This window comes from Streptomyces flavofungini (assembly GCF_041028215.1).
In the GTDB taxonomy this organism is placed as follows: Bacteria; Actinomycetota; Actinomycetes; order Streptomycetales; family Streptomycetaceae; genus Streptomyces; species Streptomyces flavofungini_B.
The window spans coordinates 23,457-36,236 of the sequence record NZ_JASKYR010000011.1; the positions used below are offsets into that span (position 1 = coordinate 23,457).

13 protein-coding genes are annotated in these 12,780 nt (G+C 71.5%); 7 read left to right on the forward strand and 6 right to left on the reverse strand.

Going from position 1 to position 12,780, the window contains the following annotated elements:
- Window position 1 precedes the first annotated feature (1 nt).
- Both AB8Z36_RS01750 and AB8Z36_RS01755 read left to right on the forward strand, forming a co-directional pair.
- Window positions 2–376 carry a F0F1 ATP synthase subunit epsilon gene (locus tag AB8Z36_RS01750; RefSeq protein WP_363253620.1) on the forward strand — a complete coding sequence of 125 codons (375 nt, stop codon included), beginning with the start codon at window positions 2–4 and terminating at the stop codon, window positions 374–376.
- 126 nt (window positions 377–502) lie between these two features.
- Window positions 503–952 carry a DUF2550 domain-containing protein gene (locus AB8Z36_RS01755; RefSeq protein ID WP_369211373.1) on the forward strand — a complete coding sequence of 150 codons (450 nt, stop codon included), beginning with the start codon at window positions 503–505 and terminating at the stop codon, window positions 950–952.
- Between the two features lie 125 nt (window positions 953–1,077).
- Here the strand turns inward: AB8Z36_RS01755 and AB8Z36_RS01760 are convergent, their stop codons facing one another.
- The 3 genes from AB8Z36_RS01760 to AB8Z36_RS01770 all read right to left on the reverse strand — a co-directional run bounded on the left by AB8Z36_RS01760 (window position 1,078) and on the right by AB8Z36_RS01770 (window position 5,005).
- A complete protein-coding gene (locus AB8Z36_RS01760) occupies window positions 1,078–2,952 on the reverse strand; it encodes a glycosyl hydrolase family 18 protein (protein WP_369211374.1) in 1,875 nt (624 codons plus the stop codon).
- Between the two features lie 215 nt (window positions 2,953–3,167).
- On the reverse strand, window positions 3,168–3,818 hold the full coding sequence (locus AB8Z36_RS01765) for a response regulator (RefSeq protein WP_369211375.1): 651 nt from the start codon (window positions 3,816–3,818) through the stop codon (window positions 3,168–3,170).
- On the reverse strand, window positions 3,815–5,005 hold the full coding sequence (locus AB8Z36_RS01770; protein WP_369211376.1) for a sensor histidine kinase: 1,191 nt from the start codon (window positions 5,003–5,005) through the stop codon (window positions 3,815–3,817). Before AB8Z36_RS01770 ends, AB8Z36_RS01765 begins: the two co-directional genes overlap by 4 nt.
- Before the next feature lie 237 nt (window positions 5,006–5,242).
- Here AB8Z36_RS01770 and AB8Z36_RS01775 point away from each other — a divergent pair, with 237 nt between their 5' ends.
- Window positions 5,243–5,794, forward strand: a complete 552-nt coding sequence (locus AB8Z36_RS01775; protein WP_369211377.1) for a hypothetical protein — start codon at window positions 5,243–5,245, stop codon at window positions 5,792–5,794.
- Here the strand turns inward: AB8Z36_RS01775 and AB8Z36_RS01780 are convergent.
- Genes AB8Z36_RS01780 through AB8Z36_RS01790 form a run of 3 tightly spaced genes read right to left on the reverse strand, consistent with a single transcriptional unit; the run spans window position 5,791 to window position 7,954 of the window.
- A complete protein-coding gene (locus AB8Z36_RS01780; RefSeq protein WP_369211378.1) occupies window positions 5,791–6,363 on the reverse strand; it encodes a cob(I)yrinic acid a,c-diamide adenosyltransferase in 573 nt (190 codons plus the stop codon). The genes AB8Z36_RS01775 and AB8Z36_RS01780 overlap by 4 nt on opposite strands.
- Before the next feature lie 14 nt (window positions 6,364–6,377).
- Entirely contained in the window at window positions 6,378–7,133 is a 756-nt protein-coding gene (locus AB8Z36_RS01785; protein ID WP_369211379.1) for an ABC transporter permease, read from the reverse strand.
- 38 nt (window positions 7,134–7,171) lie between these two features.
- Window positions 7,172–7,954, reverse strand: a complete 783-nt coding sequence (locus tag AB8Z36_RS01790; protein WP_369211380.1) for an ABC transporter ATP-binding protein — start codon at window positions 7,952–7,954, stop codon at window positions 7,172–7,174.
- 98 nt (window positions 7,955–8,052) lie between these two features.
- Here AB8Z36_RS01790 and AB8Z36_RS01795 point away from each other — a divergent pair, with 98 nt between their 5' ends.
- The 4 genes from AB8Z36_RS01795 to AB8Z36_RS01810 form a co-directional block, all read left to right on the forward strand.
- A complete protein-coding gene (locus AB8Z36_RS01795) occupies window positions 8,053–8,694 on the forward strand; it encodes a TetR/AcrR family transcriptional regulator (protein ID WP_369211381.1) in 642 nt (213 codons plus the stop codon).
- A 182-nt stretch (window positions 8,695–8,876) separates the two neighbouring features.
- Window positions 8,877–9,725 carry a 3-hydroxyacyl-CoA dehydrogenase family protein gene (locus tag AB8Z36_RS01800; RefSeq protein WP_369211382.1) on the forward strand — a complete coding sequence of 283 codons (849 nt, stop codon included), beginning with the start codon at window positions 8,877–8,879 and terminating at the stop codon, window positions 9,723–9,725.
- Window positions 9,726–9,955: 230 nt separating this feature from the next.
- A complete protein-coding gene (locus tag AB8Z36_RS01805) occupies window positions 9,956–10,279 on the forward strand; it encodes an STAS domain-containing protein (protein WP_055696792.1) in 324 nt (107 codons plus the stop codon).
- Window positions 10,280–10,477: 198 nt separating this feature from the next.
- The coding region (locus AB8Z36_RS01810; protein ID WP_369211383.1) for an ATP-binding protein at window positions 10,478–12,780 on the forward strand (2,303 nt) is incomplete at its 3' end.

Below are 12,780 nucleotides of genomic sequence, written 5' to 3' on the forward strand. Positions count from 1 at the left end.
CTTGGCTGCTGAGCTGCATGTCGAGCTGGTCGCAGCGGACCGCAGTGTCTGGTCCGGTGAGGCCACCCTGGTCGTCGCGCGCACCACGTCCGGCGACATCGGCGTCATGCCCGGTCACCAGCCGCTGCTCGGTGTGCTGGAGTCGGGCCCGGTGACCATTCGTACGAGCGACGGCTCCACGGTCGTCGCCGCCGTCCACGGGGGGTTCATCTCCTTCGCGGACGACAAGCTGTCGCTGCTGGCCGAGATCGCGGAGCTGTCCGACGAGATCGACGTCCAGCGTGCGGAGCGGGCACTGGAGCGCGCGAAGGGGGAGGCCGACGCCTCCGCCGAGCGGCGCGCCGATGTCCGACTGCGTGCGGTGGCGGCGCGCTGACCCCAGCGCGCGGCGTAACGTGACTCAGCCGCGGCCAGGTCCGGGAACATTCCGGACCTGGCCGCGGCTGAGGCAATGCGGGTGCAATGTTGGTCCGTTTTCGAAGAGGCGAGGAGGTCGGTGCCGATGATCCTCACTCTGCTCGTGTGCGGACTTGCTGTGATCGCGCTGGTTCTGTTGGGGCTCTTCGTCTTCGGGCTGCGGCGCCGGCTGATCCAGCGCTCCGGCGGCACCTTCGACTGCTCCCTGCGCTGGGAGGCGCCCGAGAAGGGCGACACCTCCGGCAAGGGCTGGGGGTACGGGGTGGCCCGCTACAACGGTGACCGCGTCGAGTGGTACCGCGTCTTCTCCTACGCTCCCCGCCCCCGCCGGGTCCTGGAGCGCGCGTCCATCGAGGTCGTCGACCGCCGCGCGCCCGACGGCGAGGAGGAGCTCGCCCTGCTCTCCGACGCCATCGTCCTCGGCTGTCTGCACCGCGGCGTCCGGCTGGAACTGGCGATGAGCGAGGACGCGCTGACGGGCTTCCTGGCGTGGCTGGAGGCGGCCCCGCCAGGCCAACGGGTCAACGTGGCGTGAGCTGTAGCGCCCCGTCAGGGGCGCGGGGAACTGCGCGACCAGCCACTGAGGCCCGCGGACGAAGACGTGAAGAAGCCGGGAAGACAAGGGGCGAACCTGTCTTCCCGGCTTCGTATCAGGGACGGTTACTTCAGACCGTCGTTGATGGCGCTCACCAGCTCACCGTTGGCGGTGTCCCCGCTGAACTCCCAGAAGAACGCGCCGCCGAGGTTCTGGTCCTTGGCCCAGGCCATCTTGGACTTGACCGTGGCGGGCGTGTCGTAGGACCACCAGTTGGACCCGCAGTGGGCATAAGCCGTACCGGCGATCGTCCCGTTGGACGGGCAGCTGTTCTTGAGGACCTTGTAGTCCTCGATGCCCGCCTCGTACGCGCCGGGTGCCGCGCCGGTCGCCGTGCCGCCCGGCTCCTTCTGGGTGACGCCGGTCCAGCCGCGTCCGTAGAAGCCGATGCCGAGCAGCAGCTTCTTGGCGGGCACGCCCTTGGCCTTGAGCTTGGAGATGGCGGCGGCGGTGGTGAAGCCGTCCTTCGGGATGCCCTGGTAGGACGTCAGGGGCGAGTGCGGAGCGGTCGGACCCTTGGCGTCCCAGGCGCCGAAGAAGTCGTACGTCATGACGTTGTACCAGTCGGCGTACTGCGAGGCGCCGCCGTAGTCGGCCAGGTCGAGCTTGCCGCCGTCCGAGCCGTCCGCGCTGATGGCGGCGGTGACGAGGTTCTTGGAGCCGAACTCGTTGCGGAAGGCCTGCATCATGGTCTTGAAGACGGCCGGGCCCGAGGAGTCACAGCTCAGACCGCAGGCGTTGGGGTACTCCCAGTCCAGGTCGACGCCGTCGAAGATGTCGGCCCAGCGCGGGTCCTCGACCAGGTCGTGGCAGGACTTGGCGAAGGCGGCCGGGTTCTTCATGGCGTCGGTGAAGCCGCCGGACCAGGTCCAGCCGCCGAAGGACCAGAGGATCTTGATGTTCGGGTACTTGGCCTTCAGCTTGCGGAGCTGGTTGAAGTTGCCGCGCAGGGGCTGGTCCCAGGTGTCGGCGACGCCGTCGACGCTCTGGTCGGCGGTGTACGCCTTGTCGATCGCCGCGTAGGAGTCGCCCATGGTGCACTTGCCGCCCTGGACGTTGCCGAAGCTGTAGTTGATGTGCGTGATCTTCCCGGCCGAGCCGGACGTGGCGATGTTCTTGGCGTGGTAGTTGCGCTGGTAGACGCCCCACTCGGTGAAGTAGCCGAGCTTGACCTTGTCGCCGGGCTCGGGCTCGGGACCGCCGCCGCCGGTGGTGCGGACCTTGACGGCCTCACTGACCGGGCCTGTCTGGTCGGCGGTGTCGCGGGCCTGCACGCTGTAGGAGTAGTCGGTGCCCGCGGTCAGGTCCTTGTCGGAGTACGAGGTGCCGGTCACCGTGGCGACCTTGGCGCCGTCGCGCAGGACGTCGTAGTTCTTGACGCCCTTGTCGTCGGTGGCGGCGCTCCAGTCGAGCTTGACCGAGGTGTTGGTGATGTCGGAGGCCTTCGGGGCGCCGGGCGCGGAGGGCGGGTTGTCGCCGGGGACGCTGCCGCCGTCACAGCTGTTGCCGTTGAGCGTGCACTTGGCGGGCGCGCCCGAGCCGGTGCCGTTGAACCCGAAGGAGACCGAGGCGCCGGGGGCGAGCGTCCCGTTCCAGCCGAGGTTCTTGCCCGTCCAGCGGGTGCCGGAGTTGGTGACGGTGGCGTCCCAGGCGGACGTCACCTTGGTGTCCGAGGGGAAGTCCCACTGGACGTTCCAGGAGCTGAGCGTGGTGGTGCCGGTGTTCTTGATGGTCCACTTGCCCTCGAAGCCGCTGCCCCAGTCCTGGGTCTTGGCGTAGGTGGCGGTGGCCTCGGCCGCTGCCGCGGCCTCGGGGGCCGCCTCGGCGGAGCCGCCGAGCGCGACGAGGGTGGCGAGCGGGAGCAGCAGCGTGGTTATTCCGGCCACGGCTTTGTGTCTGAGTCCTGGTTTCGAGCGTGCGACGGTCTGTGTGAAGCGCACGAGGTGCTCCTCGGGTGAGTTCCGGGGGTCATAGGGGCAGATCCCTGCGCCGCCCGTGAGCACGTGGAACACGTGGGGGAGTGCTCACCGCAGTGCGGCGAGAATAGAAAGGTCTGGACCATCGGTCAAGAGGTCTGAACCAATGGCCGGATCGCACCGCTTCGTCGCGAGATGGCTCGCCCCGGGGCGTATCGCGCCCTTCCCGCCCGGACGGCTCAGACCCCCAACTCCTGCGCCAGTACGGCGGCTTGCACCCGGCTCCGCAGGTCGAGCTTGCCGAGCAGCCGGCTGACGTGGGTCTTCACCGTGGCCTCCGCCATGGAGAGGCGGCCCGCGATCTCCGCGTTCGACAGGCCCTCGCCGACGCAGGCCAGCACCTCGCGCTCGCGGCGCGTGAGACTGTCCAGGATCGCCGGGTCCGGGGCGTTCTCACGGCGTACGGGCCTGGCCGGTGCGGCGAACTCGGCGATGAGGCGGCGGGTGACGGCCGGGGAGATCAGGCCCTCGCCGCGCGCCACCGTACGGACGGCCTCGATGAGGTCCCGCGCCTCGGTGTTCTTGAGGAGGAACCCCGAGGCGCCCGCGCGCAGCGCCCCGAAGACGTACTCGTCCAGGTCGAACGTGGTGAGGACCAGCACGTCCGCGAGGTCCTCGGCGACGACCTGCCGCGTCGCGGCCACCCCGTCGAGCCGCGGCATCTGGACGTCCATCAGGACCAGGTCGGGGCGGAGCTCGCGGGCCATCGCCACCGCCTGCTCGCCGTCCGCGGCCTCGCCGACCACCTCGATGTCGGGCGCGCTGCGCAGGATGAGGACGAGCCCCGCGCGCACGGCTGACTGGTCTTCGGCGACAAGCACCCGGATCATTCCTTGGCTCCTTCGTCTGCGGGGTCGACGGGCAGGGTCGCGAGGACGTGCCAGACCTTGCCGTCGGGGCTGCTCTCCGGGCCCGCCTCGAAGGCACCGCCGAGCAGTTCGGTGCGCTCGCGCATGCCGACGAGTCCGGCTCCCGAGCCGGGGGCGCGGGGCCCGGACGGATCACCGTACGGGCTGGTCACGCGGACCTTCAGGGCGCGGGGCTGCTGGACGAGGCGGACCGTGACCCGGCCGGGGGAGGCGTGCTTGAGGGCGTTCGTCAGGGACTCCTGGACGATGCGGTACGCCGCGAGCCCGACCGGCGCGGGCAGCTTCGGCCCCGCCGGGTCGAGGGCGTCGTCGAGCGTGACGTCGAGGCCGTTGGCGCGGGCCCCCGCGACCAGGGAGGCGAGGCCGTCCAGGGTGGGTGCGGCGGCCGGTTCCAGGTCGCCGCTGTCGTCGCGCAGGATGCCGATGAGGCGGCGCATCTCGGCCAGGCCCTGGACGCTGTTCTCCCGGATGACGCCGAGGGCCTCCCTGCTCGTCGCGGGGTCGTCGAGGGAGAGCGCCGCCGTGGAGTGGATGGCGATCGCCGAGAGGTGGTTGGCGACCATGTCGTGCAGCTCCCTGGCCACCCTCGCGCGCTCGGCGACGACGGCCTGGACCCGGTCCATCTCGGCGAGCAGGGCGGTCTGCTCGGCCCGCAGCTTCGCCGCGTCGGCGGCCTCGCGGTGGTTGCGCACCAGGACGCCGGTGGTGGCGGGGCCGAAGGAGATGGCCCCGGCGACGACGCCGATGAGGATCGCCTCCGGCTCCTGGAACCAGGCGAGGAAGCCGATGGTCACCGCCACCGTGACCAGGCCCGTGGTGACCGGGATACGGCGGGCGGCGGCGGGTGTGCCGTACACGACGGCCGCGTAGACGATGTCCGTGAACATCAGGAGCGAGGCGAGGTTGCCCTCGGTGAACTGGTCGGCGGTCAGTGCCAGTGTGCCGATGGTCAGCGCGGTCCGCGGAGCGGTCCTGCGGACCAGCTCCATGCAGGCGAGGACGGCGAGCGGGAGAAGCGCCCAGGTGCCGCCCAGAGGCCGGCCGGGGTTCGAGTGCAGCCCGAGCCCCCACAGCGCGAGCCCGCTGAGCAGGCTCGCGGCGGCGATGGAGACGTCGACGCGGTGCGGGCGCGCGAGGGACAGGGGCATGCCCCCATCCAACACGGTGGGGCGGGGACACCGCCTGGTCCTGGCGGAGGAGCCGGTCCCGGGCCACTACATCGAACTGGGTACGGCGCTGGTTGCGGGCGCCGGTGGCCGGAGCGCGGGGCCGCCGCTACATCGAAGGATGCAGTGCGGTTTCGTCACTCTCGACGACGATCACGGGCCGCCGGGACGGGAGCCTTGAAGGGTGACCACAGAGGAATCGACCGCGAGGAGCCGGCCGTGATCGTCACACTGATCATCATCTGCGAGGTCGGCTTCTGGGTGCTCCTGGCCGCCGGGCTCGCCCTGCGCTACTGGGCGAGGATGCCGCGAATGAGCGTCGCGGTGCTGCTGTGCGAGCCGCTCCTTGAGGTGCTGCTGTTCGTCGTCACCGCGATCGATCTGAGGAACGGCGCGGAGCCGGACTTCAAGCACGGCCTCGCCGCCGTCTACATCGGCTACTCCGTGGCGCTCGGGCACTACACGATCAAGTGGGTCGACGTCCGCGTGGCCCACCGCTTCGCCGGGGGACCCGCCCCCACGACACCGAAGTACGGCACGGCCCGCGCGGTCCACGAGTGGAAGATCGCCGCCCGCTGGGTGCTCGCCGCGCTGATCGCGATGGCCCTGCTCCAGGGCGCGGTCTGGTACGTGGGCGGCGAGGGCGACACCGGCTCGCTGCGGGCGTGGCAGCAGCGGATGGTCTGGGTGATCGGCATCAATGTCGTCATCGCCGCCTCGTACACCCTCTTCCCGAAGAAGGCGCCCGCGACGGTGTCCCAGCGGTCCTAGCGTTCGCCGCCCGGGACCCAGAGCACGTCGCCGACCGTCCTGTTGGCCGTACGGGCCAGGATGAAGAGGAGGTCGGAGAGGCGGTTGAGATAGGTGGCCGTCAAGGGGTTCATGGTCTCCCCGTGCACCTCGAAGGCGGCCCACGTCGAGCGCTCGGCCCGCCGCACCACCGTGCACGCCTGGTGCAGCAGGGCCGCGCCCGGTGTACCGCCCGGGAGGATGAAGCTGCGGAGCTTCTCCAGTTCGTCGAGGAAGCGGTCGCAGTCCGCCTCCAGCTTGTCGATGTAGCTCTGCTCGACCCGCAGCGGCGGGTACTCCGGGTCCTCGACGACCGGGGTGGAGAGGTCGGCGCCCACGTCGAACAGGTCGTTCTGGACCCGTACGAGGACCTTCACGACCTCCGCGTCGAGCTGTCCGAGCGCGATCGCCGTGCCGATGGCCGCGTTGGCCTCGTTGGCGTCGGCGTACGCGGAGATCCGCAGATCGGTCTTGGCGGTGCGGCTCATGTCGCCGAGGGCGGTCGTGCCCTGGTCGCCGGTCCTGGTGTAGATGCGCGTCAGATTGACCATGCGGTCGAGCGTAGTCAGGCTCCGGCCCGCTGGAAGACCCGTGTGCCCACCGTCACGGAGAACAGCACGAAGGCGACGGCCATCAGGACCCCGTACAGCATGGTGGCGGCTCCGTAGTCGCCCACGTAGGCCGCCCGCACCGCGTCGACGAGATAGCGGAACGGCATGAGGTGCGACAGGACGTCCAGCCAGGCGGGCGCGAGCGCCATCGGCAGCATCAGGCCGGAGAGCAGCATCGCGGGCATGCTCACCGCGTTGACGGCGGGCCCGAACTCCTGCGGCCTGCCGACCTTCATGGCCAGGGCGTACGAGAGGGAGGCGAGCCCCGCCGTCAGGAGCGCCACGAAGGCGAAGCCGATGAGGACACCGCCCACAGGCGCCCGCAACCCCATGACCAGCGCGGCGAGCACGAGCAGCACTGCCTGGAAGACGAAGAGCGCGGCGTCGCGCAGAATCCGGCCGAGCAGCAGCGCCAGACGGCTGACGGGTGTCACCCGCATCCGCTCCACCACGCCGGACTGCTTCTCGATGATGAGCGCGAAGCCGCTGAAGGTCGCTCCGAAGAGACCGAGTTGCAGCAGCAGCCCGGGGACGAGCACCTGCCAGGAGTCGCCGTCGGAGCCCAGCGGCAGCCCGGTGAGCAGGGGCCCGAAGAAGAGCAGGTAGAGCAGGGGCGTGAGGACGCCGAAGAGGATCTGGAACGGGGAGCGCAGGGTCTGCCGGGCGTACCGCCCGAAGACGAGCGCGGTGTCGGAGAGCAGGGCGGGCATGGAGGTCCTCGGGGTCGGGAGGTGCGGGGGCCGGCGGGTCAGACGGCGACGGGCGGCTGTTCCTCCGGCGCGACGGCGCGGCCGGTGATGGCGAGGAAGGTGTCCTGGAGCGTGGCGTCGATCGAGCCGCCGTAGCGCAGCTTGAGGGCGCTCGGTGTGCCGTCGGCGGCGATGACGCCCCGGTCCACGACGACCAGGCGGTCGGAGAGGGCGTCGGCCTCGTCGAGGTAGTGCGTGGTGAGGAAGACGGTCGTGCCGTACTCGTCGCGCAGCCGCCGTACCAGCGTCCACACCTCGGCCCTGCTGCCCGGGTCGAGCCCGGTGGTCGGCTCGTCGAGGAAGAGCACCTCGGGCCGGTGCGTGAGCCCCATGGCGATGTCCAGGCGCCGCCGCTGACCGCCGGAGAGCGCCGCGCAGGGCCGCTCCATCAGCGCGGTCAGGCCGAGGCTGTCCGCCAGCTCCTCGGCGCGGGCCTCGGCGCGCGCCCTCGGCAGGCGGTACAGGCGTCCCTGGGTGATCAGTTCCTCGCGTACGGAGACGCTGAGGTCGACGCCGCCGGACTGGGCGACGTACCCGATACGGGCGCGCACGCCCGCCGGGTCCCGGACCAGGTCGCACCCCGCCACGGTGGCGCCGCCGCTGGTGGGCGGGAGGAGTGTCGTCAGCATGCGCAGCGTCGTGGTCTTGCCCGCGCCGTTCGGCCCGAGGAAGCCGAGGATCTCGCCCGCCCCGACGGTCAGGTCGATGCCCCGGACGGCCTCGACGGGTCCGCCCTTGGTGCGGAAGGTCCGGGTGAGCCCGGACGTCCTGATGATTGCCATGCGCCCATTAGAAACAGAGTCACTGAAATTTTGCAACGTCACTAAGTTTTCATTGGGCGCAAAATTCAAGAGTGACCAGCGACGCATACGATGGGGGCATGACCGAGGGGCTCAGGGAGCGCAAGAAGCGGCAGACCAAGCAGCGGATCTCCGACATCGCGACGGGGCTCTTCCTCCAGCGCGGCTTCGGCGCGGTGACCATCGCGGAGATCGCGGACGCGGCGGACGTCTCCGTCAACACCGTGTACAACTACTTCCCCGCCAAGGAGGACCTCTTCCTCGACCGGGGGGAGTCCGTCGTGGACCGGCTCTCCGGCTATGTGCGGGGCCGCGGGCGGGGCGAGTCGGCCGCCGCCGCCGTCCTGCGCGAACTGCGCTCGGACGTGGAGGGCGTCTCGCCCCACGTCGGGCTCTTCGCGGGCTGGGCCGACTTCATGCGGGTCATCACCGACGCGCCCCCCCTGCGCTCCCGGCTCTGGGAGATCCAGCAGCAGGCGCTGACCCGGCTCACCGCGACGCTCGCCGAGGAGGCGGGGGCCGACGGCGACGACCCCCTGCCCGGCCTGATCGCGGGTCAGCTCTCCTGGGCGCACAGCACGCTCATGGCGTGGATCGGCGAGGAGATGGTCAAGCGCCGCGACGTCGCCGAGGTGTCGCGCGAGGCGCTCGTCCTGCTCGACGAGATGGAGGACCTGTTCGGCGAGCGGGTCCTCAACTACGCGACGCGGCCCACCGGGTGACCCGCCCGTCCGCGTGACGCGCCGCACACCGCGGCCCGTACCAGTGTGATGTCCGTCATTTGAGACGTGACGCGCATCTCTTCGCGGACACAGGCGCGCCCCGGACCGCTAACGTGCGCCGCAGAGGCATACATGAACAGCGTGTAAGGCAAGCGCGATCCAGCGGTAGGGGAGTCGGAACAGTGGCACGGAAGCTCGCCGTCATCGGAGCCGGACTCATGGGGTCCGGCATCGCTCAGGTCTCCGCCCAGGCGGGCTGGGACGTCGTTCTGCGCGACGTCACCGACGAGGCCCTGACCCGTGGCACCGACGGGATCAAGGCGTCGTACGACAGGTTCGTCGGCAAGGGCAAGCTCGCCGCCGAGGACGCCGAGGCCGCGCTCGCGCGCATCACGACCACCACCGACCTGGACGCTGTCGCCGACGCCGACATCGTCGTCGAGGCCGTCTTCGAGAAGCTGGAGGTCAAGCACGAGATCTTCCGCACCCTCGACAAGCTGGTGCGCGACGACGCCGTGCTCGCCTCCAACACCTCCGCCATCCCGATCACCAAGATCGCGGCCGTGACGGACCGTCCGGAGCGCGTCGTCGGCGCCCACTTCTTCTCGCCGGTCCCGATGATGCAGCTCTGCGAGCTCGTGCGGGGCTACAAGACCAGCGACGAGACCCTCGCCCGCACCCGTGAGTTCGCCGAGTCCGTCGGCAAGACCTGCATCGTCGTCAACCGCGACGTCGCGGGCTTCGTGACGACCCGTCTGATCTCCGCGCTCGTGGTCGAGGCCGCCAAGCTGTACGAGTCGGGCGTCGCCACCGCCGAGGACATCGACATCGCCTGCAAGCTCGGCTTCGGCCACGCCATGGGCCCGCTCGCGACCGCCGACCTCACCGGCGTCGACATCCTGCTCCACGCCACGAGCAACATCTACACGGAGTCCCAGGACGAGAAGTTCGCCCCGCCGGAGCTGATGCGCCGGATGGTTGACGCCGGTGACATCGGGCGCAAGAGCGGGCAGGGCTTCTACAAGCACTGAACCAGTACTGGCGTACGCCGTCTGACGCCTCGTCTGACCTTTCGGCGGCTTCCGGGTCACCCCTCGGAGTGAATTCGGTATCGGTTCGCTTACAGACGGCAACTTCCTCGCCCACGCGGCAGTCAGTTGCTGTGACATACGCAGATCGCCTTAAGGACCAGAAGACGCCTTACGGACCATCCGCCACAGCAGACACCGCACTCTGCACACCGCACTCTCGGGGAGCGCATATGCACATCAGGGGCGACCAGGCCCAGCTGGTCGTCGGGGGACGCCTCGACGTACGCAGCGCGGCGGACGCCCGTACGGTCCTGCACTCGGCCGTCGACGACGGCGCCGGCGACCTGGTGCTCGACCTGTCCGAACTCGACTCGTGGGACGCCACGGGACTCGGCGTGATCATGGGCGCGCACCGCCGCGCCGGGCGCTGCGGACGCAGGCTCGTGCTGCGCCACGTGCCGCCGCAGATGCAGCGCCTCCTCGTCGCGACGCGGCTGCACCGCATCCTCGCCATCGAGGGCGGCATCGGCGTCGAATCGCTCCCCAGGGTCTGAAGCGCGCAATCCTCACGAGACTGTGACGTCTCGGGCGGGGCGGGACCCCGCCCTCTCGTAGATACTGAGCGAAGGTCTAGGGTTCGGTCGCCCACCGATATACGAACCCGCGCGGGGGCACCGGACCAGAAGCGACAGCGCAGTGTGCACGAAGGCCGGAGGGGGCTCTGCACACCACGCATCTGGGGGGCTGGGACCATGGACCCGATGAACCGGGAACCCGAAGAGTACGGCCACGAGCAAGGTGGCGACGATCACGAAGGCTCGGCGCGCTCGCAGCGCCCGCGCGATGCGCTGACCCCGGACTTCGGCCAGCAGGCACCCGCGCTGGCCCGCACGGTGCGGCTCGTGTCCGGGGACTTCCTGCTCACCGTCAACCCCGTCGACGGCAGCGAGATCGAGCCCTGCCCGCCCGGGGAGCGCCCGCCGGAACCCCGCAGGCGGACCGCCGACGACCGCGCCGAGCTGCGCCGCGCCTCGCTGCCTCCCGTGCCGCCCGGGCCCGCACTGCCCAGGCTGCCGCTCCTCGAGCGCCAGGAGGAGCGTGAGCGCCTCGTACGGCTGCTCGCCCGAGGCCGGTCGGTCCGGCTGACCGGACCCGCGGGCTCCGGCCGCACGGCGCTGCTCAACGCCGTCGCCGACGACTGCGCCGACCTCGCCCCCGACGGCGTCGTCCGGCTCTCCGGCTACCGCAGGACACCCGGCGAACTGCTCCACGACCTCTTCACCGCCGTCTACGACGCACCCCTGTACCGCCCCGACCGCACCCGGCTCACCGAGCTCGTCGGCGCCATCGGTGCCGTCGTCGTCCTGGACGACCTGGAGTTCGGCGGCGCGGGCCTGGACGAGCTGCTCGACGCGACGCCCGAGTGCGCCTTCCTCGTCTCCACGACGCCCGACGTCGCCGCCCCCTCCACCGACTCCCTCCTGGAAGAGGTCTTCCTCGGCGGCCTCGGCCGCGGCGGCAGCCTCGAACTCCTGGAGCGCGTCGTCGGCCGGGTCCTCGACGACGAGGAGGCCAACTGGGCGGGCGACCTGTGGTTCGAGTCCGAGGGCCTGCCGCTGCGCTTCGTCCAGGCGGGCGCCCTGCTCCGCCAGCGCGACCAGCTCCGCGCCGACCCGCACGCCTTCGAGGAGAACGGCTGTGCCGCCGAGCTCCCGGTCGACGCGCCCTTCGACGCCGCGGACGACGCCGCCTACGACGTGCCGCTGCCCACCCTCGCCGACGGCGCCGCGCCCGCGGCCCTGCTCGCCGCCCGGCTGAGCCCGTCGGCCCGGGCCACCCTGGAGTTCGCCGTCGCGCTCGGCGGCGAGCTGCCGCACCAGGCCCATCTGCCCGCCCTGGTCGGCGACACCCACGCCGACGCCGCCCTCGCCGAGCTGGTCAGCTGCGCCCTGGTCACCTCGGCCGGCGCGCACTACCGGCTCGCCCCGGGCGTGCGCGCCCAGCTGGAGAGCGCCGGATACGCCGACGACAGCCCCGAGCGGGCCCGCTCGGCCGCCCAGCACTACGCCTGGTGGGCCGGACACCCCTCGGTCGCCCCCGAGCGGGTCACCGCCGAGGCCGACGCGGTCCTCGCGGCCCTCGCCGCCCTGGTCACCGCGGAGAGCGGCGCCGCGGTCCTGCTCGCCCGATCCGCCGCGCCCGCCTTCGCGGGAGGACTCGGCTGGGGCGCCTGGGAACGCGCCCTGCGCTCGGGCCAGGAGGCCGCGCGCAACGCCGGAGAGGTCGCCGAGGAGGCGTACTTCCACCATGAGCTGGGCATCCTCGCGCTCTGCGGCGGACACCTCGACCGGGCCCGCGCCGAACTTGAGGCCTCCATCGGGCTGCGCGGCGCGCTCGCCGACAAGCGGGGCATGATCTCCGGGCGCCGCGCCCTCGCCCTGGTCGCCGACCGCTCGGGCGGCGCGCTGCCCGGCGGACGCACCGCGGCGGGGGAGGAGATCCCCGACGCGCGCTACGAGGAGTCGGCGTCGCCCCCCGGCGGCGTCCCCGCTGCCTTCGCACAGCCCGCGCCGCCGGAGCCGGAGACCCTGGTCAGCAGCCGGGTCACGCCCGTCCTCGTGCCCCCGAAGACACCGAGCCGCCGCTCCATCGTCAGCGGCACCCGGCGCAACCTCGTCGCGGCGGGCGCGGGAGCCCTGCTCGTCGCCGTGCTCGGCACGGTCGTCACGCTGGGCGCCACGTCCGGCGGCGGCGACGACGACCCAGGTGACCGGGTGAAGACCGAGCAGTCGGCCACCGAGGACCCGGGCGAGGGCGGCATGAACGCCGACAAGCCGCAGAAGGACTCCACGAGCCGCCCCGTCGACCCGGGCGAGGACGGCATCACCGGCACCGCCGACGACCCCACCCCGAGCGGCCGTCCGTCGGCCGGTCCCAGCAACAGCGGGAAGCCCTCCGACGAGCCCTCGGACAAGCCGAGCGACAAGCCCACGTCCAAGCCGCCCACGTCGAAGCCCCCGACGTCCAGGCCCCCGACGTCGAGGCCCCCGACGTC